The following is a 24,787-nucleotide window of genomic DNA, read 5'->3' as shown; positions in this document are numbered from 1 at the left end:
GATGAGCGCCCCCACCCCGTTCGTGCTGAGCGAAGTCGAAGCACCAGCCCAGCGGTCACCCACATCCCATGCCCTTCGACTGCGCTCAGGGCGAACGGAAGGTGTGGATCATCCGCGCCTCCAGCAGCTTTAAAGGATTGAACCCATGTTCACCGAATTGCGCCTGGCGCTCCGCCCCGCCCTCGTCCTCCTGATCCTGCTCGCCGCGATCACCGGACTTGCCTACCCCGCGCTCGTCACCGGCATCGCGCAGGTGGCGATGCCGGGACCGGCGAACGGCAGCCTGGTCCGCGATGGCGACCGCATCGTCGGTTCCGAGCTGATCGCGCAGGGCTTCGCGGCGCCGCGCTACTTCCACCCGCGCGCCTCTGCGGCCGGCAGGGGCTACGACGCGTCGTCGTCGGCCGGCACCAACCTGGCGCCGGGTTCGAAGGATTTGCGCGACGCGATCGCGGGCCGGGTGGCCGAAGCGCGCGCACAAGGAATGACCGGGGGACCTGTTCCCGCTGACCTGGTCACAACTTCCGCCTCGGGGCTCGATCCCGATCTGAGCCCCGAGGCGGCTTTTTCCCAGGTTTCCCGCATTGCACGCGCGCGCGGCGTGTCCGTTGCTTCGGTCCGGGCATTGATCGAACGTAACGCCGCCTCGCCCCTACTGGGCCTGATCGGCGAGCCGCACGTCAACGTGCTCATGCTCAATCGACAGCTCGACCGGACTGCGCCAAACACCCATCCGTGACCGATGCCCGCCCCTCCCCCGATGCGTTGCTGAGAGCGGCACGGCGCGAGGCGCGCGGGCGGCTCAAGATCTTCCTCGGCGCGGCACCCGGCGTCGGCAAGACGTTCGAGATGCTGCGAGAGGGCGCCGATCTGATGCGCGGCGGCGCCGATGTGGTGGCGGGCGTGGTCGAAACGCACGGCCGCGCCGAGACCGAGGCGCTGGTCGCGCCGTTCGAGGTGCTGCCGCGCCACGCCATCGTCCACGGCACGCACACGCTCGCCGAATTCGACATCGACGCGATGCTGGTACGCAAGCCGTCCGTCGCGCTCATCGACGAATTCGCGCACACCAACGCCCCCGGCAGCCGCCACCCCAAACGCTGGCAGGATATCGAGGAACTGCGCGACGCCGGGATCGACGTACTGACGACGTTGAACGTCCAGCATGTCGAAAGCCTGAACGACGTCGTTGCGGGGTTCACGCGGGTACGTGTGCGCGAGACGGTGCCCGATGCGATCCTCGACGACGCCGAGATCGAGATCGTCGACCTGCCGCCCGACGAGCTGATCGAGCGACTGAAGGCGGGCAAGGTCTATGTCCCCCACGAAGCGACGCGCGCGCTGGGGCATTTCTTTTCCAAGTCCAACCTGTCGGCCTTGCGTGAACTGGCGCTGCGGCGCGCGGCGCAGACCGTCGACCGCCACCTGCTGGAGCATGTCGCCAGCGTCGGCGAGCGCGGCACCTGGGCGGCGGGCGAGCGCGTCGTCGTCGCGATCGGCGACCAGCCCGGCGGCGACGCGCTGATCCGCGCCGCCAAGCGCCTCGCCGACGCGCTCCACGCTTCGTGGACCGCGGTGAGCGTCGAGACGCCGCGCAACGCGACGCTCGGCGCGGCGGGACGCGCGCGGATGGCCGACGCGCTCAAACTCGCCGGCGGCCTGGGCGCGACGATCGTGACCGTCCCCGCGCGCACGGTGTTCGACGGGCTGTGCGCGCACATCGTCGAAACCCGCGCGACCGCGGTCGTCGTCGGCAAGTCGCGGCGCAGCTGGTGGTTCGAGCTGCGCCACGGATCGGTCGTCGACCGGCTGGTGCGTGCGCTCGACGGGGTGGCGGTGCATGTTGTGCCGGTCGGCGACGAACCGGTGTCGCAGATCGCGGAAGCGCCGTCGCGCACGCCGCCAGCGATACGCGGAACCCTGATCGGGCTGGCGCTGGTCGCCGCGACGACCGCGGCGGCGGTGGTGGTCCAGCCGGTGCTCGGCCCCAATTCGATCGACCTGCTCTATCTGCTGCCGGTGATCGCCACCGCGACGCTGTTCGGGCTGCGCTCCTCGCTGATCGCCAGCGTCGCCGCCGCGCTTGCCTACAACTTCTTCTTCCTCGCGCCGCTCTACACCTTCACGATCAGCGATCCGCAGAACGGCGTGACTTTGGTCGTGTTGACATTGGTCGCCATCGTCGCCAGCCGGCTGGCGGGCGGATTGAAGCGCGAGGCGACGATCGGCGCGCGCACCGCGACCGAGAACGCCGCGCTCGCGGCCTTCGGTCAGCGGCTGGCGGCGGTCTCCGACGAACACGGGACCGCGGCCGCGGTGTGCGAGGAAGTCGCGCATCTGCTCGACGTCGCCACCGTTCTCTTCGCCCGCGACGGCGGCGCGCTCGTCACCATCGGCGCGGCACCCGAGAACCCCGCCATCGGCGCGATCGACGCCGCAGCCGCGGAATGGGCGTTCGACCGCGGCGAGCCCGCCGGGCGCGATACCGGCACGCTGACCGCGAGCGACTGGCAATTCCATCCGCTGGAGACCGCGCTCGGGGTCCTTGGCGTGCTCGGCATCGCGCGCCACGGGAGCGGGGATCCGGTGCCCGCGGACAAGCGGGTGCTGTTCACCACGCTGGTCGGCCAGGCCGCATTGGCGCACGAACGCCTGAAGCTGGAGGCGAATGCGCGCGAGGTCAGCGCCTTGAAGCAGCGCGACGATCTGCGTGCGACCCTGCTGTCGTCGATCGGCCACGATCTGAAGACTCCGCTGACTGCTGTCGTCGCGGCAGCGGATGCGCTGGCGACCGAGCACGGCGCCTCCGCCACCACCGAAACGTTGAAGGGCGAGGCCCGCCGCCTGCGCCGGGTATTCGACGATCTGGTCGAAATGACCCGGATCGAATCGGGCGCACTGGTGGTGCGGCGCGAGGCCACCGACCTGACCGATGCGGTTGCCGCCGCGGCGCAGGATCTCCGCGCCGAGCTCGCGCGCCACCGGCTGGTGCTCGACGTGCCGCCCACGCTGCCGCTGGTCGAGGCCGACCCGCGGATGCTCCACCACGTGCTCATCAACCTGCTCGGCAATGCGGCCAAGTTCGCCGACGCGGGCACGCCGATCACCATCCAGGGGCGGCGTGCGCCGGGCGGGGTGACACTGGCGGTGCTCGATGCCGGGCCCGGTCTGCCGCAGGGGCGCGAGACCACGCTGTTCGATCGTTTCACCCGCGTCGACGGCGACGACATGAGCGGCGGCACCGGGCTCGGGCTGGCGATCGTCAAGGGTTTTGCAGACGCGATGGGGCTCGGCGTTACTGGGCGTAACCGCGACGAGGGCGGTGCGGTGTTCGAAGTGTCTTGGCCCGAAGCCGCGGTCCGCCGGGCGCTTCCCGAGCGCGCAGCGTGAGCCCGCGCATCCTCGTCGTCGACGACGAACCCGCGATCCGCCGCCTGGTCCGCGGCGCGGTCGAGCGCGCGGGGCTATCGGTCGGCGAGGCGGCGACCGCGCGGGAAGCCTTGGTCGCGGCGCGGCACGAGGGGTGCGAGCTGGTGCTGCTCGATCTCGGCCTGCCCGACCGCGACGGGCTGGAGCTCGTGCCGCTGCTCAAGGCGATGGAGCGCGCGGTGATCGTCCTGACCGCGCGCGATGCGACCGCGGAGAAAGTCGCGGCACTCGATCTCGGCGCCGACGATTACGTCGTCAAGCCGTTCGACACCGACGAATTGGTCGCGCGCATCCGCACCGGCCTGCGGCACCGGGCGGGCGCGCCGCACGACGGCGCCGCGCAGGTTTTCGGCGCGGTCGCGGTCGACCTGCCCGCACGGCGGGTGCTTCGCGACGGTGCCGAGGTGAAGCTGACTCGCAAGGAATATGCGGTGCTCGCCGAACTCGCGCGCCACCCGGACCGGGTGGTGACGCACGCCCATCTGCTCCGCGCGGTCTGGGGCGACGCGCATGTCGACGACGTCGAATATCTCCGCGTCACGATGCGCGGCCTGCGCCTCAAACTGGAGGAGGACGCCGCCACGCCGGTATTGCTGCGCAACGAACCCGGCGTCGGCTACCGCCTCACCAGCGGCTGACCCGCGTCACTTCGGCCGCGGTTCCTGCAGCGCTTGTCCCGACTGGTGCAGCCGCCCGTCGCGCTGCGCCCGCAGCGCCTCGCACAAGGTCCGCACGGCGTTGCGCACTTTCTCCTGGATCGCGTCGTCGCGGTCGAGCTCGTCGTGGCTGGTCGCATACGGTTTCCAATAGCCGATGTAGCGGTCGAGCTCCGCGTCCGCGCCCGCCGCCGCCCGGTGGCCGCGTCGGGCCTTGCATCGGCAGCATGAGGTCGCTGGGGATCGGATCGAGGTCGAGCGCATCGCGAACGAATGCGCGAAGGGAAACGACGAGGTCGTGGGTGTGGACCGGGTGCCCCGCGACCAGCTCGCGCGCGGCGCGTTCGGCCAGGCGCACATGGTCCTCGGTGCCGAGCAGGACGGTGTCCGACAACGCCGCCTCCATCGCATCGTGGATGCGGCGGGTGCGGTCGGAGCCCGCCACGGTTTCGGGGCTGAGATCGATCGCGGCGCCCGCGGCGTCCACGGTCTCGCCCGATTTGCGCATGGCGCGCAGGTGCCGGGGGTCGACCGTCAGGTCGCCGGTGAACGACCCGCCGAGCACCTTGCAGGCCGCGATCAGCGTGCGAACCCGTTCGTTGATCTGGCGGTTCATCCGTTCGCGGCGCTGCTGGATCGTCATCTGCGTCACCAGCCGGATACCGACTCCGATCAGGGTGACCAGCAACAGGCTGAACACGGTGGCGAGCACGTTCTGCCACGAACTGAATTCGATGTTGCGCACGGGCCTCTCGGCTGGTCGTGACCGTGTCCGGTCCTGCCCAACGTACCGGCGGCGCGATCGGCCTGCGCGCGCGTGGCGGCTCCAGGCACGCGGCAGCCGAGTGCGCCGCCACCCCCGAGTACGTCGGGACACGGTGGCGGCGCCGACCGGCGGGCGGGTTAGCGGACCGTACCGCGCCGGAAGAGGTTGATGATGCCGAGCAGCACGACTGCGCCGAGCAGCGACACCAGCACCGACTGGATGCTGATCTCGCCGCTGGTGATCGGCGCGCCGCCGATCAGCGGCGTGACGATGAACCCGGCCAGCACCGCGCCGACGATGCCGACGACGATGTTGAGGAAGATGCCCTGCTGCCCGTCGGTACGCATGATGAGGCTCGCGAGCCAGCCGACGACCCCGCCGACGACGAGAAGGATGATGAGACCCATGATGATGCCTTTCCTGTTACCACGACCGCACCGCGACGTGCGCGGCTTGGTACTGGTGCATCAACCCCTCATGCGCCCTGCGGTTCAGAACCGGCGTTCCGAGCCATGCGCCCTATTGGTGCGCAGATCACGACGTCCTAGGTAGTTTTTCGCCTTATCCGGAGTCGGCGGCGGAACCACGCCGGGCAATATTCGCTTGTCCGGTCATGGCACGCAACAAGACCGGGGGAGCGGTGGCGACACCGACCCTCCAGCATCTCGAACAACTGGTACACGGGCTGACGGCCGGTGTGATCCTGGTAGATCCGGCGGGTGCGATCCTCACCGCCAATCCCGCCGCGTGCCGCATGCACGGAGTCGCCGATCCCGCCGGTCTCGGCGCGACCGCGGACGAATATTGCCAGCGTTTCTGCCTGCGCCACCGCAACCATCACCGGCTGGCACGGCGCGAATACCCGATCATGCGGATGCTGGCGGGCGAGAGTTTCCCCGACATGATCGTCGAGGTCGCCCCCGTCGGCGAGAACGAACCGCGCTGGACCCACGAGGTCCACGATGTCGTCATGGACATCGACGGCGGCGATCCCGATTGCCTGGCGCTCGTCATCCAGGACGTGTCCGAGCGGTTCGAGGCGGAGGCGCGGTTCGAGGCGATGTTCCAGGCGAACCCGGCCCCCGCCGCTATCCTGCGCCTGTCCGACCAGCGCTACGTCCGCGTCAACGCCGGCTTCCTGGAACTTGGCGGATACGACCGGGCCGCGGTGCTCGGCCGGCCGCTCCGCGATCTCGACATCCTGGCCAAGGCGGAACGCCACGCGCTCGTCACCGCCCGGCTGGCCGCGGGCGAGACGATACCGCAGGTCGAATCCGAGCTGCCGATACCGGGCGGCGACGGCAAGCTGGTGATCCTGGCGGGACAACCGATCGAGCTCGGCGACGAGCGCTGCATGCTGTTCACCTTCGCCGACCTCGAACCCCGCAGACGCGCCGAAGGAGCGCTGCGCGCCAGCGAACGCCACTTCGCCACGGTGTTCCGCATGGCGCCCGTCGCGATGGTCGTCACCAGCGGCGACGCGTATCGCATCGTCGAGGCGAACGAAGCGTTCCGCCGCCTGGCCGGACGCGCCAGCGAGGACATCCTCGGCCGGGTCGCCGACGACCTGCAATTGTGGAACGACGCCGCGCAACGCCGCGCGGTGGAAGAGGAGATCGCGCATCGCGGCGGCATCCGCAACCGCGACGTCCGTGTCCTCCACAAGGACGGCACCGCCGCCGACTGCCTGGTCTCGGCCGAACGCGTCTCGCTGCGCGGCGACGCCTGCGTGCTGTGGCTCTATCAGGACATCAGCGCACGGCGGCACACCGAGCTGGAGCTGGTCGACGCGATCGAGGCGGTGATGAAGGATGCCAGCTGGTTCAGCCGCTCGATCATGGACAAATTGGCGACGCTCCGAGGATCGGGGCGCGGCGCAGGGCCCGATGCTGGAGCTCCCGCCGCCACCCCGGTCGCACAGGCGCTGAGCCCGCGCGAGCGTGAGGTTCTGGAGCTGATCTGCGAAGGGTTGGACGACAAGGCGATCGCGGCGCGATTGACGCTGTCGGGCAACACCGTGCGCAATCACGTTTCGCGGCTCTACGCCAAGATCGGTGTCAATCGCCGCAGCGCCGCGGTGATCTGGGCGCGCGAACGTGGCATCGGCGGCCGGGCAGGCGCGCGCAAGGCATGATCGGGGTCGGCTTTGCGCGCGCGAGCCTGTAACGCGGCGCCATGACCAACCTGCCTGTCCGCGCCCTCGGGCCGTATGCCGTGTCGTCGATCGGCCTCGGCTGCATGAACCTCAACCATGCCTATGGCACGCCGCCGTCGCTGGAGGATGCCACGGCCTTGCTGAACCGTGCGCTCGATCTCGGCATCACCCTGCTCGACACCGCCGCGCTCTACGGCCTCGGCGAGAACGAGCGGCTGATCGCGCGCGCGGTGATGCACCGCCGGTCCGAATTCACGCTGACCACCAAATGCGTGCTCGATTTCGTCGACGGCAAGCGATCGCTCGACGGCTCCCCCGGTTCGATCGCGCGGACCGTCGAGGGATCGCTCGCACGGCTCGGCACCGATCACGTCGACATGGTCTATCTCCACCGGCTCGACCGGCGGGTGCCCATCGAGGAGTCGGTCGGCGCGCTGGTGCGGCTGAAGGACCAGGGCAAGATCGGCGCGATCGGCCTGTCGGAAATGTCGGCGGCGACGATCCGCCGCGCGCACGCCGTCCACCCGATCGCCGCGGTGCAGAGCGAATATTCGCCTGCGGTCCGCAATCCCGAAATGGGGGTGCTCGACACGTGCCGGCAGATCGGCGCGGCGTTCGTCGCCTTCTCGCCGGTCGCGCGCGGCCTGCTGGCGGGCGCGGTGCGGCAGGCGGACTATGCCGAGCACGACATCCGCGCGGGCATGCCGCGCTTCACCGAACCGAACCTCGCGCACAATCTCCACGCGGTGCGCGCGTACGAGGCTTTGGCCGCCGAGATCGCGCTGACCCCGGCGCAGCTGTCACTCGCCTGGGTGCTGTCGCGCGGCGACCATGTCGTGCCGATCCCCGGCACCCGCAGCATCGCGCACCTCCAGGAGGATGTCGCCGCCGCGACGGTCACCCTCGACGATGCGGTGTGCGCGCGCATCGACGCGATCTTCGCCCCCGGCGCCATCCGCGGCGCCCGCTACGCCGCGGCGATGCAGGCTCAGATCGACACCGAGACGCTGCCGGACGAGGAATTGGCGTAGGTTGACGCCCAATAATCCTCCCCCGGAGGGAGAGGATTGGACCGAAGGCTGACCCCGCCTCAGCCCCCGCCCGATCGGCTTGCCGTACAGCGCACCCCCAGCGCCTCCAACGCTGCGGTGAGCATCGCGGCATTGTACGGCTTGCCGATCACCGCCACGCAGCGATCGTCGGCAAAGCGCGCGCGTGCGTCCGCCTCGTGCTCGCCGGTCGCGATCAGGATCGGCAGGTCGGCGTGGCGCGCGCGCAATTCGCCTGCCAGCGACGTGCCGCGGCCGTCGGGCAGGCGGATGTCGAGCACCACCGCGTCGTAGCGCCCCTGCGACGCGCGGATGCGGTTCAGCGCTTCCGATCCCGTCGCGGCCTCGTCGACCGCATAGCCTGCGGCCTCCAGCGCCTCGACCGCGAACATCCTGACGGTCGGGTCGTCCTCCACCACGATCAGCCGCCCGCTCGATCCCGCCGCCAGCACGTCGCCGATCTTCTCGGCCAGCGCCTGGAAGGTGAACGGCTTGGCGATCATCTCGACACCCTTGTCGAGCCGCCCGCCGTGGACGATCGAATTTCGCGTATAACCGGAAGTATAGAGCACCTTCAGCCCTGGCCTGAGCGCCCGCGCCTGGTCCGCCAGCTCGCTGCCGCTCATGCCGGGCATCACGACGTCGGTGAACAGCAGGTCGATACCGTCGGTGTCGCGCTCGATCGTCGCCAGCGCCGACGGCCCGTCGTGCGCCTGGACGATGCGGTACCCCAGCTCGCGCAGGATATCGACGGTGTAGGCGCGCACGTCCTCGTCGTCCTCGACCACCAGGATCGTCTGCCCGCGCGCGCTGCGTTCGGCGGCGGCGTGCGCCTGTTCCTCGTCGGGCTCGGCCTCGCCCATCAGCCGCGGCAGGTACAGCTTCACGGTCGTGCCGTCGCCGGGTTCGGAATAGACCTTCACGTGCCCGCCCGATTGCTTGACGAAGCCGTAGACCTGGCTGAGCCCCAGCCCGGTTCCCTTGCCGACCTCCTTGGTGGTGAAGAACGGCTCGAACACCCTTGCGAGCGTCTCCTTGGCCATGCCGGCGCCGGTGTCGGTCACCGCGATGACGGTGTAATTGCCCGGCGTCACCTCGGCATGCGCGGCGCCGTAATGCTCGTCGAGCCGCGCATTGGCGGTCTCGATCGTCAGCGTGCCGCCGCGCGGCATCGCGTCGCGCGCGTTGACCGCCAGGTTCAGGATCGCATTCTCGAGCTGGTTGGCATCGGCCTCGACCCGCCACAGCCCCGGATTGGTAACGATCTCCAGCTGCACCGTCTCGCTGAGCGCCCGGTGAAGCAGGTCCGCCATCCCGCCGACCAGCTTGTCGACGTCGAGCGGCTTGGGCGCCAGCGGCTGCCGCCGCGAGAAGGCGAGCAGGCGCTGGGTCAGCGCGGCGGCGCGATCGGCGCCCTTTTGCGCATTGTCCATCGCCCGCGCGGCGCGCGCGCTCGCATCGTCGCCCAGGCTGCGCCGTGCGATGTCGATGTTGCCCGTGATGATCGTCAGCAGGTTATTGAAATCGTGCGCGATGCCGCCGGTCAGCTGACCAACCGCCTCCATCTTCTGCGCCTGGCGCAGCGCTTCCTCGACATCCTCGCGCGCGGCCATCTCCTCGGTGACGCGGCGTTCGAGCATGTCCTCGTTGGCCTTGCGATCGGTGATGTCGATCACCGATCCGATATAGCCCAGGAACCCGCCATCGCTGCCGAACCGCGGCGCCGCGGCATCGATCGCCCAGCGATAGACCCCGTCGGCGCGGCGCAGGCGATATTCGACCCGGAACGGCGCCTGTGCGGCATTGGCGTCCAGGAATGCGCGTTCGGCAAATGCCTTGTCATCGGGATGCGTCGCGTCGATCCAGCCCAACCCCAGCGCCTCGGCCTCGCTCTGCCCGGTGAAATCGTACCACGCGCGGTTGAGCCAGGTGCATTGGCCGCCGGGCTCGGTCACCCACAACATCACCGGTGCGTGATCGGCCATGTTGCGGAAGCGCGCCTCGCTTTCGGAGAGCACGTCCATCATCTCCCGCCGGACGCGCGCGAGCGCCAGATTGGTGCCGACCCGCGCGACCAGCTCGCGTGCCGAGAAGGGCTTGGCCAGGTAATCGTCGGCACCCGCCTCCAGGCCCTCGACCTTGGCGTCCTCGCCCGCCCGCGCCGACAGCAGGATGACCGGCAGGTCACGCAAGCCAGCGTCGTCGCGGATCGCGCGCAGCAGCCCCAGGCCATCGAGCTGCGGCATCATCACGTCGCTCATCACCATGTCGGGCCGCGCGCGCCGGATCGCCTCCAGCGCCGCGACGCCGTCACCGACCACCTCCACCGCATAGCCGTGATCGGCCAGCAGCCGCGCGACATAGGTGCGCAGATCGGCATTGTCGTCCGCCAACACGATTCGCGGGCCATCGGGGTTCGCGGGAGCGGTGGTTTCCGGCCCGACGACGCCGCCGTCCGGCAGCCAGCGGAGCGCCTCCTCGACGAACGCGCGCGGACGCTCGCCTTGCGATGCCGCCCCCGCGTCGGTGCCGAGCCGCTGCTCGGGCAAGTGCGCGGTGCCGAGGGGTATGGTGACGGCAAAGGCGGTGCCCTCGCCGACGCGGCCGGAAACCGCGATGTCGCCGCCGTGCTGCTTCACCAGTTCCTGGACGAGCGCCAGGCCGATACCGCTGCCCTCGAACGACCGCCCGTGCGCACCCTCGACCCGGTGGAACCGTTCGAACAGCCGCGGCAGCTCCTCCGCGGCGATGCCGGTGCCGGTGTCGCGCACCTCCAGCCGCACGACCCCGCCCTCCTCGCGCACGCGCACCGCGATGCCGCCGGTGAAGGTGAACTTGAACGCGTTCGACAGCAGGTTGAGGACGATCGTCTCCCACATGTCGCGATCGACATGCGGCAGTTCGCCGAGCGGGGGGCAATCGACGTCGAGCGTCAGCCCCGCCCGGTCGGTGGCGGCGCGGAACGAGGAGGCCAGGTCCGCGGTCAACGCGGCCACGTCGGTCGCGCGGAAATTCGCCTGAACGCGCCCGGCCTCCATGCGCGAGAAATCGAGCAGGCCGTTGACGAGCCGCAGCAGCCGCAGGCTGTTGCGGTGCGCGATGTCCACCCGGGCATGCTGTTCCGCGGGCAGCCGATCCGCGTCGCCCAAAGCGTCTTCGAGCGGACCGATCATCAGCGTCAGCGGCGTGCGGAACTCGTGGCTGACGTTGGAGAAGAACGCGGTCTTGGCGCGGTCGATCTCGGCCAGCGCCTCGGCACGGCGGCGCTCGGCCTCGTTGGCGGTCGCATTGGCCAGGCCCGCCGCGACTTGCCCGACGAACAGGTCGATGAAACCGCGGTATTCGGCATCGAGCGGGCGGAACGGATTGAGCCCCGCGATGAAGACGCCGATCGGCTCGTCCTGCCCTTGCGCGCGCATCGGCACGATCAGCGCCTGGGTGATCGCTGCGGCCCACGGCCGGGCAGAAAGGGAGCCGAACCGCGCAGCCAGATCGTCCACCTGCGCGGTCTCGCCCGACAGCGCCGCGGCAACCGGCCACACGCCGCCGTCCACCTGCTGCCAGGCCGGCGCGGCGGCATCGGCGGTATCGATCCCGGTCGCCGCCGCGCGCGTCAGCCCGTCGCGCTCGCCATCGCGCAGATACGTCAGCGTGAAGGGCAGGTCGTGCGAATCGGCGGCCAGGCATTCGGCGGTCGCCTGCCATACCCCGTCCACGGTCCGCGCTTCGGCGGTGCGCAATCCCAGATCGCGCAGCACGCGCAGGCGTCGTTCGCCGATCACCCGTTCGGTGACTTCGGTCACCACGCACAGCATGCCGACGACCGCCCCGTCATCGTCGGCCAGCGGCGAATAGGAGAAGGTGTGGTAGGTTTCCTCGCGAAAGCCGCTGCGCTCCAGGAACAGCAGCAGCCCCTCGTCCCAGGTCGCTTCGCCCGATCGCAGCACATGGTCGATGCGCGGACCGACGTCGTGCCAAATCTCCTGCCAGACCTTGTCCGAGCGCGCGCCGAGCCAGCCCTGCTTGGCGCCCAGCGTCGGGCGATAGGCATCGTTGCACAGGAACGTCAGTTCCGGCCCCCACAGCATCCACATCGCGTAGCGCGACGACAGCATGATCCGCACGACCGTCTTCAGGCTCTGCGGCCATTGCTCAGGCGGCCCGAGCGGCGACCGCGCCCAGTCGTGCGCCCGCATCATGGCGCGCACCTCACCGGGGCCGGAGAGGACTTCCGCATCGGTCGTAGCGCGCGTCCGCCGGTCCGCGTCGTGCAATGGTGCCTGGTCCTTCATACGCGCGGCAATATCGAATTGCGTTGGACGTGCCAACGATCCGCTATTCGATGAAGTGGGGCACGAAGCGGGCGAGATTGCGCGTGACGATGCCGTCGTCCTCGCGGATGCCGATGCCCGCCGCTTCGTCGCCGACGATCCAGACGCCGATGACGGGATGGTTGCCGTCGAACACGGGGGGCGGGCAGAACGCCTGGCGGACGAACCCCTCGGCGCCGTAACCCTCGTCCGTTTCAATCTCCCCCACGCCGTCGCGCACCACTTCGACATTGGCGCCTTCGCGCGAGAACAGCGGCTTGCGGACGTAGCTGTCGCCCAGCACCGCGGCTTGCGGATCGTCGTCGAAGAAGGCTGGCAGCAGGTTCGGGTGCCCTTCGTGCCGCTGCCACAAGAGCGGCAGCAGCCCCTTGTTCGACAGGATCGCCTTCCACGCCGGCTCGATCCACCGCACCCCCGCGGTCGCCAGATTGGCGGCATAGGGCTCGCGCAGCATATATTCCCATGGGTAGAGCTTGAACGCCGCCTGCAATTCCAGCCCATCGTCGTCGACGAAGCGGCTGGTGGCGTTCAGGCCGATTTCCTGCATCTCGACGAATTTGGGCTCGATGCCGGCCTGCACCGCCAGATCTTCGAAGAAGCGGACGGTCTGGCGATCCTCGATCGCGCTGGCGTCGGCCGCGAAATGGACGAAGCCGCCGTGCGGAAAGATCGCGCCGAAGCGGTTCCTGAGCGCCTCGAACAGGCTGTTGAACTGGTCGGCGCCGGCCGGCAGCACGCCCGACGCGATCAGCTGCTCCAGCCATATCCACTGAAAGGTCGCGCATTCGAATACCGAAGTCGGCGTATCGGCATTGTATTCGTACAGCCTGGCCGGACCCTGCCCATCGTAGGCCAGGTCGAAGCGTCCGTAGAGCGACGGCTGGCGCGTCCGCCACGATGCGGCGACGAAGTCGCGGTGCGCCGCGGGAATCGCCAACCGCTCCATCAGCGCCTGGTCGCGGACGACCTCCTCGACCAGATCGAGGCACATCGCATGGAGCTCGGCCGCGACCGGCTCGATATCCTCCTCGATCTCGCGCAACGTGAAGGCATAAGCCGCGCCTTCGTCCCAATAGGGCGCGCCGCCGGTATCGTGATAGACGAAGCCGATCGCATCGGCCTGCGCGCGCCAATCGCCGCGAGGCTCCATCGTCACCCGGCGCATCGGGACCTCAGCCCTCGCCGGTCTTGGTGTCGGTGCGCTGCTCGATCTGCAGCGTCGGCTTGGGCGCGCTCAGCCGCGCCAGCACGTCGTCGGCGGAGGATTGCCCCGGCATGATCCCCGCCAACCGCAGCTTCTCGTCGAGGTCGGCGCCGGTGCGGCGATCCTCCAGCTCGCCCGCCGCGCGAATCTTCTCGCCGCGGATCATCTGGCGCTCGCGGATGCGCGCCAGGCTTTCCGCCGCCGATCCGATCGAGCTGCCTGCGCCGCTCGCGGCCACCGTCGCCTGCGCCTTCTGGACCGATTCGTTGACCTTGACGACGTCGACCTCGCGGCGGAGCTGTTCGATCTTGCGGTCGGTCGCGGCGACTGCGGCGTGGATCTGGTCCTCGGCGGCGCGCATGTCCGCGATCTGCGGCGCCTTGGTCGCGATGTCCTGCTCCAAGTCGGCGATCCGCTGCGCAACCTGGCGCGCCAGGTCCATATTGCCCTTGTCGACCGCGACTCGTGCCGACGCCTCGTACTTCTCGGCCTGCGCACGGAAGCTGCCCACCTCGGTCTCCAGCATCCGTCGCCGCGCGACCAGCCCAGCCAGATCGTCGCGCGCTTTCCCTTGCGCCTTGTCGGCGTCGCGGATTTCCTGGTCGAGGATGCGCAGCGCATTGGCATCGACGATCGCGGTCGATGCTTCGTGCGCGCCCGCGCGGCCCAAAGTGAACAGCTTGCTCCAGATCGCCATGATATGCTCCGGTTGGTGTCTAACTCAGGCCGCGAACGACTGGCGCAAGTCGGTCGCCGCGTCGATCGCGTTCGTCGCCAGCGCGCGCAATTCGATCACGATCGTCTCCAGCGACGTGGTCGTCGCCAACTCGCCGAACAGCTCGTAGAAATCGCGCCCGTCGACGGTGGCAATGCCGAAGTTGGACAGCGGCACCAGCTTCTGCGCCTTCAGCAGGAATTCGTTGAACGCCGCGCGGTCCGCCTGCTCGTCGCACGGCCACAACAGCACCGACGCCGCGATCTGCTCTTCGCTCACGTTGACGAACGCTTCGAGGTCGCCGTGATGGTGCATCGTGACGAGCAACACGGGATCGGTGCCCTCGACGACGCGCGGCGTGAACTCGTCCGCCTTGACGGCGTCGCAGCCATCGAGCGCGGTCTTGAGGGTGCGGACGGTCCAGGCGATATCGGTCATGGTCCCTCGAATGCTCGTTGCTTCGTGCCGATAATAGGGCTTCGCGCGCGACTTTCCAGCGGAACGCTTCCAGAGCGCCGGTGACTGGCCTATGGTGCGAACGCTTCACTCGGGGACCCGCATGTTCGACCGCCTGTTCGGCCGCAAGCAGCCGCTTGCCGACACCGAGCTTCCCACCGTCCGCAACGTCACGCTCGGCCGATCGGTCGTGCTCGATCCGCTGGCGTGGCGGCGCTTCGGCGATGACCTGAAGTTCCCGTTCGACGCCGACACGCTGCAGATCGTCGCGCAGGGGCTGGTCGACCTGAACGAGGGCGGCTTCGTCCACCGCTTCTACACCGACGACGATATTCTGTTCCAGGCGGTGTCGAACGACCGCGCCGGCGCCGATGTCACCGACGTGACGCTGTTCGCACCGTGGCGCAGCACCTATCCGAGCGGCCCGTGGGAACGATCCGAATGGCGCCGGCGCCTGACCGCGCGGACCTTCACCGACGAGGGGCTGCCCGAATACCGCCGCTTCTGGTTCGACGACGTCGCCGAGCGCCAGGAGCCGGTCACCTTCTGGGAAGACCTGCACGACGACCGCGACGGCATCGTCGACCGACGCATCTTCCAGGTCTGCATGCTCTTCGCGCGCGATCTGGACGGCGGCGGGCGCGAATTGCTGCTCGCGATCGACCAGGAGAACGAAGCAGGCGAAGTGTCGTTCGAGATCATGCTCGGCGTGGCGCTCGAACTCGGCGAATTCAGGGCTTGATGGGGGATATGATGATCGACACCAGCGGTTTCGTGGCCAGTGCGGTCGCGTTCGTCATCGCCTTCGTCGCGGCGGGGGTGTTCACGATCCTGTTCAAGCTGATCTACCAGGCCGCGACGCCGTATCACGAGCGGACGCTGATCCGCGAAGGCAACGTCGCCGCCGCGGTGACGCTCGGCGCCGCACTGCTCGGCTATGTCCTCGCGCTCGCCTCGGCGCTGGAGCATACGGTCAGCCTGCCCGAATTCGCCGCCTGGGCACTGCTGGCGGGGGTGATCCAGATCGTCGCGTTCACGATCGTGCGCCGCGTCGTCATGCCCGATTTCAGCGACCGGATCGTGCGCGGCGAAATGGCCGCGGCGATCTACATGGCCAGCATCTCGCTCGGCGTCGGGCTGCTCAACGCCGCCTGCATGAGCGCCTGAGGAGGACTCCGCGATGAAGCGCTCCAGGACGATCGTCCTCACCACGCTGATGGCAGGCACCGGCGTCTCGCTCACCGCCTGCGACATGGACGGCGGCAAGCAGGTCGAGGCGACCAGCTACACCAGCGTCGCCGAATGCCGCTCGGCGGGCAAGATCCCCGCCGACCAGTGCGAAACCGCGTATGCGCAGGCGCAAAAGGCCAACGACGCGAACGCCCCGCGCTACGACAACCGCCAGACGTGCGAGGAGCAATATGGCGTGGCGCAATGCGTGCCGCGCAACAACGGCAGTTTCTTCACGCCGCTGCTGACCGGCTTCATCGTTGGGCAAGCGCTGAACAACATCGGCGGCGGCTATCGCGGCGCGCCGATGTACCGCGATCGCAACGGCGATTATTATGGTGGCGCGGGCGCGCGGATCAGCCGCGACTATGCGACGGGACGCACCCAGGTGGGCACATCCGCCTTCGATTCCAGTGCACGAGCGCCGGCGCGCATCCAGTCGCGCAGCTCGGTCATTTCGCGCGGCGGCTTCGGTGGCGGGTTCGGCGGTCGCGGCTTCGGCGGCTGAGACGCCGGGCTCAATCCTCGGCGAGCGCCGCCGCCAGCAGGTCGCGGATCGCACGCAACGCCTCCAGCGCTCCCGGTGCAGCGACGACAGCCTCGCTCGCCAGCACCTGCTGCACCCCGCGCACAGTATAGCCCTCGCGGTTCAGCAGCGCGTCGATGCGCCGGACCAGCGCCACGTCCTCGGCCCGGTAATAGCGCCGATTGCCCGCGCGCTGGAGCGGGCGGAGCTGGGGAAAGCGCGTCTCCCAATAGCGCAGGACATGCTGCGCGAGTCCCGTCTCCCGCGCGAGTTCACCGATGGTCCGGAACGCCCCCTCCGCTTTGGCTTCCGCCTTCGCGCGGGGGCGGTCCGGTGCGCTGCTCACCCCGCGGCGACGATGCGTTCGCGCATCATCTGGCTGGCGCGGAAGGTGAGGACACGGCGCGGTGCGATCGGCACCTCGACCCCGGTCTTGGGATTGCGACCGACGCGCTCGCCCTTGTCGCGCAGCACGAAGGTGCCGAAGCCCGAGATCTTGACGTTCTCGCCGCGCGACAGCGCCGCGCACATCTCGTGGAGGATCTGCTCGACGATCTTGCTCGATTCCGCACGCGACAGTCCGATCTCGCTGTGCAGCGATTCGGCCAGATCGGCCCTGGTCAATGTGCCCGCGGTGTCCGTCGCATCGCTCCGCAGAACCGCTGCCGATCCGGCGTCCCGCCTCGTGGTCATCGTCGCCGCCATATGCATCGCATCGCCCCCATCAAAGCAAGTCTCTGCTATCACAAGCAACCCTGCATCCGAAAGGGATTAATCTGCGTATATAGCGGCTCAGATGCGGATCACCGCAGCGCCCCAGGTGAACCCGCCGCCCATCGCCTCCAGCACTACCAGGTCGCCCTGCTTGATCCGCCCGTCGCGCACCGCGACGTCGAGCGCGAGCGGCACCGAAGCCGCCGACGTGTTGGCATGGCGATCGACCGTCACCACCACGCGCTCAGGCGCCAGCCCAAGCTTGCGCGCGGTCGCGTCCAGGATGCGCGCATTGGCTTGGTGCGGCACGACCCAGTCGACGTCGGCGATGGTCAAGCCGGCGAGCGCCAGGCTCTCCCCCATCACCGCCGCCAGGTTGACGACCGCGTGGCGGAACACCTCGCGCCCCTTCATCCGGAGCTTGCCGACCGTCCCCGTCGTCGAAGGGCCGCCATCGACGTAGAGCAGGTCGTTGTGGCGCCCGTCGGCGTGAAGCTTGGTGGCGAGAATGCCGCGTGTGTCGGTATCGCGCGCCTCCAGCACCACCGCGCCGGCGCCGTCGCCGAACAGCACGCAGGTGGTGCGGTCCTCCCAGTCGAGGATACGGCTGAACGTCTCGGCGCCGATCACCAGCGCACGGGCATGGACACCGGTGCGCAGCATCGCGTCGGCGACCTGCACCGCATACAGGAACCCCGAACACACCGCCGCCACATCGAACGCGACGCAATCGTCGATGCCCAGCATCGCCTGCACCTTGGTCGCGGTCGCGGGAAAGGTCTGGTCCGGGGTCGCAGTCGCCAGCACGATCAGGTCGATGTCGCTGGCCGCAAGCCCCGCCGCCGCGATCGCCGCCCTGCTCGCATCCGCAGCGAGCGTCGCGGTCGTCTCGTCCGGCCCGGCGATGTGGCGAAAGCGGATGCCGGTGCGCTCGACGATCCACTGGTCGGTGGTGTCGACCCGCTCCGCCAGCTCGGCGTTCGACACCCGCTTGACCGGCAGCGCCGATCCCGTGCCGGTCAGCACCGATCGCATCATGCCGCCTGGCCCGTGGAAGCGCCGATCGCCGCCAGATCCTGCGCGATCCGCCGCGTCAGATCGGCGCGCACCATCTTGGCGGCATTGCCGATGGCGGTCGCCACGCCCAGCTCGGTCGCACCGCCGTGGCTCTTCACGACGATGCCGTTGAGCCCCAGGAAAACCGCGCCGTTGTGGACATTGGGATCGAGGTGATGGCGCAGCAACTCGGTCGCCGGGCGCGAGATGAGAAAACCGATCTTCGAGCGCACCGAGCTGGAGAAAGCGCGTTTTAGCAGGTCGGCGACGAAGCGTGCGGTCCCCTCCGCGGTCTTCAGCGCGATGTTGCCCGCAAAGCCGTCGCACACGATCACGTCGACATCGCCGCGCGCCAGCCGGTCGCCCTCGACGAAGCCGGTGAAGACCATCGGCAGGTCGGTCGCGGCCTTCAAAGCGGCGGCGGCATCGCGGATTTCGCCGGTGCCCTTCTGGTCCTCGGTGCCGATGTTGAGCAGCGCGACGCGCGGCCGCTCCAGGTCCATGATCGTGCGCGCATACACCGCGCCCATCACCGCGAACTGCACCAGGTTGCGCGCGTCGACCTCGGTATTGGCGCCGAGATCGAGCATGACGACGTCGTTGGCGCCCAGCGTCGGCAAGGGCGCGGCCAGCGCGGGGCGGTCGATTCCAGGCAGCATCCTGAGCGCCAGCTTCGACATCGCCATCAGCGCGCCGGTGTTGCCGCACGACACAGCGGCGCCCGCCCGCCCCTGCTTCACCAGGTCGATCGCGATGCCCATCGACGTCGTCTTGGCGCGGCGGATCGCCTGGGTCGGCTTCTCGTCGGACGCGACGATGCCGGCCGCATGGACGACCTCCGAATGGGCAGTCAGATGGGGGTGGGTCGTCAGGCTCTCGCGGATCGCGGCTTCGTCGCCGACGAGCAGGAACCGCATTCCCACGAACCGTCGGCTCGCCTGCGCGACCCCTGCCATCATCACCTCGAGCCCCTTGTCACCGCCCATCGCATCGACGGCGATCCAGGAGTTGTCGGACATCAGGCAGCAGGCTTTCGGGAGAGGTGAGGCGTTACGCCTCGACCGAGACGATCTCGCGGCCGTTGTAATGGCCGCAGGCGTTGCACAGATTGTGCGGGCGCTTCAGCTCGCCGCAATTCGGGCATTCCTGGAAGGACGCCACGACAAGCGAATCGTGCCCGCGACGCATGCCGCGCTTGGAGGGGGAAGTCTTTCTCTTGGGGACGGCCATCTCGGCACCTTACTTGATCTACAGGTCCGATACGCATCGAACCGAAAGACTCGCGGCCGACCGGCAAGGGAGGCCACGATCCGTCGGCCGGACGCATCGCGAAGTCCCGCGCCTATAGCGATTTGCGTGGTGGTTGCAAGCATGGCAGGTCATGCCCGTACATAAGGGGACGTCTGTCATGATCCTGCCGATTACGCTCACGATCGCCGCCGCACTGGCGATCACCAACATCTGGCTCGCCATCCGCATCGTCCGGCTGCGGATGCAAGACAAGACGCTGATCGGCACCGGCGGCGCTGCGCTGCTGGAGACACGGATGCGCGCGCAGGCCAATCTGGTCGAATATGCGCCGTTCTTCCTGATCCTGCTCGCGTTGCTCGAACTGGCGGGCGCGGCGACGACCTGGCTATGGATCGCCGGCGTCGCCTTTGTCCTCGCCCGGCTGGCGCACCCGATCGGCATGGATCGTGGCGGCACCAATCCCTTGCGTGGTGGCGGCGCGGTCGCGACCTGGGTGCTGCTGTTGCTCATGAGCGGCTGGGCACTCGCCACCGCCTACGCCGCGCGCCCTGCGGGCGGTGCGGTGATCGCCGAGCCGCTGGACGTGCGCGCATGAAGCGGCTCCTTGCCCTGGCGGCCCTCCTCACCGGCCCCGCCGCTGCGCAGACCGATCCGCAAGCCTTGTCCGCAGACGTCCGCACGCTTGCCTCCGACGCTTTTCAGGGTCGCGCGCCCGGAACGCCCGGCGAGACGAAGACGGTCGACTGGCTGGTCGCGCGCTTCAAGGCGATCGGGCTGCAACCCGGCGGTCCCGGCGGCAGCTGGACGCAGGCCGTGCCGCTCGTCCGCACGAAGGTCGCAGGCGGCACGATGACCGCGGGCGGCATGCCGCTGGTCCAGAACCGCGACATCTACGTCAGCACCGTGCGTCCGGTCGACCGGGTGCGCATCGCCAACGCGCCGATGGTCTTCGTCGGCTACGGTGTTACCGCGCCCGAACGCGGCTGGGACGATTTCAAGGGCGTCGACCTGACGGGCAAGGTCGCGGTCTTCCTGGTCAACGATCCCGATTTCGAGGCCGTTGCGGGCGACGATGCGAAGGGCAAGTTCGGCGACCGGCGGATGACCTATTACGGCCGCTGGACCTACAAGTTCGAAGAAGCCGCCAGGCGCGGCGCGATCGGCGCGCTGATCGTCCACGACACGCCCGGCGCGGGCTATGGCTGGAACACCGTCACCGCGCCGCAGGGCGAGAACTACGACATCGTCCGCAAAGCCGGCGACACCCGCGTCCTGCTCCAGGGCTGGTTCGAGGGCGACGCCGCCACCCGTCTCTTCGCCGCATCGGGCCAGGACCTCGCCGCGCTGCGCAGAGCCGCGCGGCGCAGCGATTTCCGCCCGGTCGCGCTCAAGCAGACCTTCGACGCCGACCTACCCGCCACCTGGCAGCGTGCCGAGAGCCGCAATGTGCTGGCGAAAATCCCCGGCAAGACGCACCCGGACGAGGTGGTGATGTTCGGCGCGCATTGGGACGCCTACGGCATCGGCGCCGCCGACGCGCAAGGCCGGACGATCCGCCCCGGCGCCAACGACGACGCACTCGGCGTCGCGGGCGTCCTCGATCTCGCGCGCCAATTCGCACGCGGCCCGAAGCTGGACCGCACCCTCATCTTCGCGCTGTGGACGGGTGAGGAGCGCGGGCTGCTCGGCTCGGAGACGTACGCCGGCGATCCGGTCTTCCCGGCCGCGAAGACCGTCGCCAACCTGACGCTCGACATCCTCCAGACCGCCGGCCCCGCACGCGACGTGCTGCTCGTCGGCGCGGGCCAGAACGCGATCGAGGACATGCTCGCCGACGCCGCACGCGCGCAGGGCCGCGCGGTCACGCCTGAGGCGCTGCCAGAACGCGGGCTGTTCTACCGCGCCGACCATTTCAGCCTCGCGCGCCGCGGCGTGCCGACGCTGCTGCTGATGGCGATCAGCGGCGCGCCCGACCTGGCCGGCGGCGGGCGCCCGGCGGGGCAGGCGTGGCTCGAGGGCTACATGCGCTGCTATCACCAGACTTGCGACGCCTGGAGCGCAGCGTGGGACCTGCGCGGCGCCGCCCAGGATGTCGACCTGTTCCACGCGATCGGTGCGCGGCTGGCAACGACGCGGGTGTGGCCGGACTGGCGAGACGGGTCGGAGTTCAAGAGCATCCGCGCGGCAACGTCCGCCGAGCGGAAATAGGCCGACCGGCGCCGGTCAGGAGCGGGGACAGGGCCGATCTTCGCGAACTGATTGTTTTGACGAGGCTGAGCGAATGATCCGAAAGCTGGACGACGTTGGATCGAGGCCAGGCGAGGTTATCACAACCCACCGAGCAATGTGCGCAAGGTGTAGAGCAGGTACGGACGATCCCTTGGCAGCTTCACGCCAAGATCGGCACCGATCTCCTCGTTCGTCACGTCGTTGCCCCAGTAGCGCCCGGTCGTCTTCACCTGCCGCGCCATCAGCAGCGGGATGATCCGCCCCCAGGATTTCGGTACCACCGTTCCGACGCAGGCGCTCTGCAGCTCGAAGTTCTTTCTCAGTGCAGCGACGTTGGTTTCCTTCTTGATCGCCGCATTGACGAACACCCGAAATGTCATAAGTGTCTTGCGCATTTCGCCCAGCGTAAGGCGGTGAGCGAAGCGGGCGTAAAAGTAGTAATCGGCCGACGGATACTCTTCCGGGTAAAAACCTCCGATACGCCGGGCGTCGGCGGTGCGGCACATGAAGCCGGCCATGTTTCCGAGCATGCACGACCAGAAAAGTTTGCGGCCGCCGATCACTCTCGTGTTCTTGAAGCCGAACTGCAGCAGCTCCATCAGCTGGCGTGGGATGCCCCTGATCCAGCTCTCCGTGTACGGCACCGCCCGGCAATCCAGCGTGCGCTTGCGGCACGTCAGACCTTTGATGCGCGGGTCCCTGTCGAACTGCGCCAGCATCTCGCGTGCAAACCCCGGGTCGAGCATGTCATCGTCGTGAAGGATGGTCAGCCACGCGCCCCGCGCAACTTCGATGCAGCGGCTGTGATTTTGGTAATAGCCTAGATTCTGCCGATTTCTCAGGTAGCGAAAGTTTGCTCGGGCAAGCTCCGGAACATCTGCCAGCAGGCTTTCGATCTCCGACGATTGCGGATCGTCGTCCAGCACCACCATTTCGATCGGAATCGCAGCGTTCTGCGCCAAGGCGGATCGCAGCGCGTCGATCAGCAGGTCGTGGCGCTGGAATGTCGGAATCATAATGGAGAGCCGCGGCGGAGTGTGATCGGAGCCGACGAACAACTCCTCCGTCTCCACATCGGCCTTGTCTGCGAAGGCGTTTCGATATGGCAGAAAGTCGGGCATGGCTCGTCTCCTCACCCGCTCTCCTATACGAAACGCGTGGCTGAACCTGGCGTCTTCGAGCGGCCCCGGCCCGATCACCGCTTCGTGCGCTCACCATTCCCTTCGTCGCTCATCGGACGGCGGCGACACTCGGGTTGCGCGGTTTTCAACCGTCTTCGCTGCACTCCGCGCGTTCAATCCCCCGCGTCGCGCAGCGCCTCCAACTCGGCCAGCCCTACCGGATCGTCGGCTGCGAGCGCCTCTTCAAGGTAAAAACTATGCGCGATGTTGCGCACGACTTCTTGCGCTTCACCACTGTATTCCGCAGCGATGGCCGCGAATGCGTCAACCAGTTCGCGAAGAAAACCCTTTTCCAACGCTTCAAGGTCGGCACCTAGTGCCTCCATCATTCCAACAGCCAAAACCGGATCAAGCAGGTCTTCGTCGGTTAAATCCGCAAAAAAACTACTAAACGAGCGACGATGTGCGCGACCTGTATGGCTATCATGGTTTCATCACCCTGACTTTGACGTTGGTGACGTTCATCTTCTTAAGCAGCTTTAGCGCCTTGGCCTTCTGGACAGGGGTCGGAACCTCCCATGTTTCGATCAGGCGATGTTGCGCCAACACGTCCGATTGTCGCAATAGCTGGGCTCGCGCATGCGGCGCGTTCCTCACGCCCACTTCCGATCGATGACATATTCGCCTTGTATGCCATCGAACTTGACCGGTCGCTTCGAGCCGTCCGACATTCGTTCGCATCAACGTCGGCGCCTGACCGGGGCGTGGGCCTGTCGCCGAGTCGTTATATGCTCTCCACGGCTCGTCACGCTTTAGAGTTTCCTTCACCCAGCCGATCTGCGGCGGATCAAAGGTCGTGCGCGGCACCGCCTTGCGGATCTGATCAATTTGGAAGCCTTGCTCAGCGCGCTCCCGGCGCGACCGCCAGCGCGACGTTCCCGGCGACCGACCCGGTGGCACGACCGATGTCTTGCGCCGAGGCGTTGGCGACCGCGTCTGCCGCGCGCGTAACTTGGACACGAGCAGGCGTATCCTCGGCGGCGATCGCGATATCGATCATGCCGCTATCCCGCGGCCGGCATTGCGAACGGTGGTGGCCGGATTCGTCGTCAGCGCAGCATGGACTCCCGTCACCGCCCCTTCCCCGACGTCGTAAAGTCCTTGACCGACGCCACCGACGAATTCGGCCACAGGGTTCGGCCGGTTACCGGGCGGCGATCCCGGCATGCGCGTGGGCTGCACCCCGACCGGCCCGCGCTCTACCGACCTCTGGCCATCTCCTGCCAGCGGTCCGGCCCGCGGCGCTCCCGTCTTCGGCAAAGTCGTGGTCCGCGACGTTTTGCGATCCCCCATGCTCGGCGCGCGACCGTTCGCGCCATCAGCCGCATCGGCTCCGCGCGCGCCATGATGGTCTCCCGCGCCCGCAAAGGTGAACCGAGCATCCGCCGGATCGTGCCAAGGATTGAATTTGAGTCAGAGACCATCAAGACTTGGCGCCGGTCGCAGCTTGCCCACTCGACAGGCGGGTGCCAAATTCGCCCTCTGTAAAGCCCATTTTTCCGAAAATGGTGCCAGAAGAGGACTCACATGTTTTTGTCAGGCCCTTGATATCATTGAGTTATATTTTTTATAACCTGTTCGTGGCACCATTCGTGGCACCAGTCCCGTTTCGCTGTGTTGGTTCGTAGCCCGCGACAACTCATTCGACGCTGACAGGGAACGAATCGCGGCCTCTTCCACATTACACCTAGACCCAATGCACGAAGCCGCTGCGCGGCAGGGGTGCCCGGCGGTAGGTAGCGCGCATGCGTTGAGGTTTGGCCCTGCGGCAGCGGCGGCAGACGATGGAGTTCCTTCAACGAGAGGAACTTCCCATGACAACTTCACCGACAGAACGGC

Annotated in this window: 24 protein-coding genes; 10 read left to right on the top strand and 14 right to left on the bottom strand. The window is 68.2% G+C overall.

The annotated features are described in order from the left end of the window. Nucleotides 1–145 precede the first annotated feature (145 nt). The 3 genes from kdpC to ACE5C1_RS05590 are packed head-to-tail and all read left to right on the top strand — an operon-like array spanning nucleotide 146 to nucleotide 4,067. Nucleotides 146–739, top strand: a complete 594-nt coding sequence (gene kdpC, locus ACE5C1_RS05600) for a potassium-transporting ATPase subunit KdpC (protein ID WP_374943074.1) — start codon at nucleotides 146–148, stop codon at nucleotides 737–739. After that, nucleotides 736–3,390 (top strand): DUF4118 domain-containing protein, encoded by a 2,655-nt coding sequence (locus tag ACE5C1_RS05595; protein WP_374943073.1) that lies wholly within the window; start codon nucleotides 736–738, stop codon nucleotides 3,388–3,390. The genes kdpC and ACE5C1_RS05595 overlap by 4 nt, the downstream gene beginning before the upstream one ends. Next, a complete protein-coding gene (locus ACE5C1_RS05590; protein WP_374943072.1) occupies nucleotides 3,387–4,067 on the top strand; it encodes a response regulator transcription factor in 681 nt (226 codons plus the stop codon). Before ACE5C1_RS05595 ends, ACE5C1_RS05590 begins: the two co-directional genes overlap by 4 nt. On the opposite strand, the gene ACE5C1_RS05585 is transcribed toward ACE5C1_RS05590, so the two are convergent. Beyond that, nucleotides 4,054–4,830 carry a hypothetical protein gene (locus ACE5C1_RS05585; protein WP_374943071.1) on the bottom strand — a complete coding sequence of 259 codons (777 nt, stop codon included), beginning with the start codon at nucleotides 4,828–4,830 and terminating at the stop codon, nucleotides 4,054–4,056. The genes ACE5C1_RS05590 and ACE5C1_RS05585 overlap by 14 nt on opposite strands. A gap of 158 nt (nucleotides 4,831–4,988) precedes the next feature. Beyond that, nucleotides 4,989–5,258 carry a GlsB/YeaQ/YmgE family stress response membrane protein gene (locus ACE5C1_RS05580; RefSeq protein ID WP_374943070.1) on the bottom strand — a complete coding sequence of 90 codons (270 nt, stop codon included), beginning with the start codon at nucleotides 5,256–5,258 and terminating at the stop codon, nucleotides 4,989–4,991. Between the two features lie 206 nt (nucleotides 5,259–5,464). Here ACE5C1_RS05580 and ACE5C1_RS05575 point away from each other — a divergent pair, with 206 nt between their 5' ends. Then, a complete protein-coding gene (locus ACE5C1_RS05575) occupies nucleotides 5,465–6,985 on the top strand; it encodes a PAS domain S-box protein (RefSeq protein ID WP_374943069.1) in 1,521 nt (506 codons plus the stop codon). A gap of 41 nt (nucleotides 6,986–7,026) precedes the next feature. Further along, the gene (locus ACE5C1_RS05570; RefSeq protein ID WP_374943068.1) at nucleotides 7,027–8,037 is read left to right on the top strand and encodes an aldo/keto reductase; all 1,011 of its coding nucleotides are present in this window, start codon (nucleotides 7,027–7,029) and stop codon (nucleotides 8,035–8,037) included. A gap of 59 nt (nucleotides 8,038–8,096) precedes the next feature. On the opposite strand, the gene ACE5C1_RS05565 is transcribed toward ACE5C1_RS05570, so the two are convergent. From ACE5C1_RS05565 to ACE5C1_RS05550, 4 genes are read right to left on the bottom strand one after another with little or no spacing between them, the layout of a single operon-like run. Beyond that, nucleotides 8,097–12,347, bottom strand: coding sequence for a response regulator (locus ACE5C1_RS05565; RefSeq protein ID WP_374943067.1), 4,251 nt, complete (start codon nucleotides 12,345–12,347; stop codon nucleotides 8,097–8,099). Nucleotides 12,348–12,390: 43 nt separating this feature from the next. Beyond that, nucleotides 12,391–13,536 (bottom strand): glutathionylspermidine synthase family protein, encoded by a 1,146-nt coding sequence (locus ACE5C1_RS05560; RefSeq protein WP_374943089.1) that lies wholly within the window; start codon nucleotides 13,534–13,536, stop codon nucleotides 12,391–12,393. Nucleotides 13,537–13,558: 22 nt separating this feature from the next. Next, nucleotides 13,559–14,287 (bottom strand): PspA/IM30 family protein, encoded by a 729-nt coding sequence (locus tag ACE5C1_RS05555; RefSeq protein ID WP_374943066.1) that lies wholly within the window; start codon nucleotides 14,285–14,287, stop codon nucleotides 13,559–13,561. Between the two features lie 24 nt (nucleotides 14,288–14,311). Next, nucleotides 14,312–14,743, bottom strand: a complete 432-nt coding sequence (locus tag ACE5C1_RS05550; RefSeq protein ID WP_374943065.1) for a YjfI family protein — start codon at nucleotides 14,741–14,743, stop codon at nucleotides 14,312–14,314. Between the two features lie 121 nt (nucleotides 14,744–14,864). Between ACE5C1_RS05550 and ACE5C1_RS05545 the strand changes: the two genes are divergently transcribed. From ACE5C1_RS05545 to ACE5C1_RS05535, 3 genes are read left to right on the top strand one after another with little or no spacing between them, the layout of a single operon-like run. Continuing rightward, entirely contained in the window at nucleotides 14,865–15,503 is a 639-nt protein-coding gene (locus ACE5C1_RS05545) for a DUF2491 family protein (protein ID WP_374943064.1), read from the top strand. 11 nt (nucleotides 15,504–15,514) lie between these two features. Further along, nucleotides 15,515–15,928 (top strand): DUF350 domain-containing protein, encoded by a 414-nt coding sequence (locus ACE5C1_RS05540; RefSeq protein WP_374943063.1) that lies wholly within the window; start codon nucleotides 15,515–15,517, stop codon nucleotides 15,926–15,928. Nucleotides 15,929–15,941: 13 nt separating this feature from the next. Beyond that, nucleotides 15,942–16,499 (top strand): DUF1190 domain-containing protein, encoded by a 558-nt coding sequence (locus tag ACE5C1_RS05535; RefSeq protein ID WP_374943062.1) that lies wholly within the window; start codon nucleotides 15,942–15,944, stop codon nucleotides 16,497–16,499. 10 nt (nucleotides 16,500–16,509) lie between these two features. Here the strand turns inward: ACE5C1_RS05535 and ACE5C1_RS05530 are convergent, their stop codons facing one another. From ACE5C1_RS05530 to rpmF, 5 genes are all read right to left on the bottom strand, one after another. Continuing rightward, entirely contained in the window at nucleotides 16,510–16,863 is a 354-nt protein-coding gene (locus tag ACE5C1_RS05530) for a MerR family transcriptional regulator (protein WP_374943061.1), read from the bottom strand. After that, entirely contained in the window at nucleotides 16,860–17,141 is a 282-nt protein-coding gene (locus tag ACE5C1_RS05525; protein WP_374943088.1) for an integration host factor subunit alpha, read from the bottom strand. The genes ACE5C1_RS05530 and ACE5C1_RS05525 overlap by 4 nt, the downstream gene beginning before the upstream one ends. Before the next feature lie 168 nt (nucleotides 17,142–17,309). After that, complete coding sequence (locus tag ACE5C1_RS05520; protein WP_374943060.1) at nucleotides 17,310–18,269, bottom strand: beta-ketoacyl-ACP synthase III; 960 nt, start codon at nucleotides 18,267–18,269, stop codon at nucleotides 17,310–17,312. Further along, complete coding sequence (gene plsX, locus ACE5C1_RS05515; RefSeq protein WP_374943059.1) at nucleotides 18,266–19,306, bottom strand: phosphate acyltransferase PlsX; 1,041 nt, start codon at nucleotides 19,304–19,306, stop codon at nucleotides 18,266–18,268. The genes ACE5C1_RS05520 and plsX overlap by 4 nt, the downstream gene beginning before the upstream one ends. Before the next feature lie 31 nt (nucleotides 19,307–19,337). Next, a complete protein-coding gene (gene rpmF / locus ACE5C1_RS05510) occupies nucleotides 19,338–19,517 on the bottom strand; it encodes a 50S ribosomal protein L32 (RefSeq protein WP_374943058.1) in 180 nt (59 codons plus the stop codon). 178 nt (nucleotides 19,518–19,695) lie between these two features. Between rpmF and ACE5C1_RS05505 the strand changes: the two genes are divergently transcribed. After that, nucleotides 19,696–20,133, top strand: coding sequence for an MAPEG family protein (locus ACE5C1_RS05505; RefSeq protein WP_374943057.1), 438 nt, complete (start codon nucleotides 19,696–19,698; stop codon nucleotides 20,131–20,133). Beyond that, a complete protein-coding gene (locus ACE5C1_RS05500; protein WP_374943056.1) occupies nucleotides 20,130–21,746 on the top strand; it encodes a M28 family peptidase in 1,617 nt (538 codons plus the stop codon). Before ACE5C1_RS05505 ends, ACE5C1_RS05500 begins: the two co-directional genes overlap by 4 nt. Before the next feature lie 119 nt (nucleotides 21,747–21,865). Here the strand turns inward: ACE5C1_RS05500 and ACE5C1_RS05495 are convergent, their stop codons facing one another. The 3 genes from ACE5C1_RS05495 to ACE5C1_RS05485 form a co-directional block, all read right to left on the bottom strand. Continuing rightward, nucleotides 21,866–22,888: a glycosyltransferase family 2 protein gene (locus ACE5C1_RS05495; RefSeq protein WP_374943055.1), complete on the bottom strand. Its 1,023-nt coding sequence runs from the start codon at nucleotides 22,886–22,888 to the stop codon at nucleotides 21,866–21,868. Between the two features lie 173 nt (nucleotides 22,889–23,061). Continuing rightward, nucleotides 23,062–23,277: a hypothetical protein gene (locus ACE5C1_RS05490; RefSeq protein WP_374943054.1), complete on the bottom strand. Its 216-nt coding sequence runs from the start codon at nucleotides 23,275–23,277 to the stop codon at nucleotides 23,062–23,064. A gap of 512 nt (nucleotides 23,278–23,789) precedes the next feature. Next, nucleotides 23,790–23,948 carry a hypothetical protein gene (locus tag ACE5C1_RS05485; protein WP_374943053.1) on the bottom strand — a complete coding sequence of 53 codons (159 nt, stop codon included), beginning with the start codon at nucleotides 23,946–23,948 and terminating at the stop codon, nucleotides 23,790–23,792. Nucleotides 23,949–24,787: the final 839 nt, after the last annotated feature.

Source organism: Sphingomonas sp., from assembly GCF_964263785.1.
In the GTDB taxonomy this organism is placed as follows: Bacteria; Pseudomonadota; Alphaproteobacteria; order Sphingomonadales; family Sphingomonadaceae; genus Sphingomonas.
This window is presented reverse-complemented; position numbering and strand designations above follow the sequence as displayed.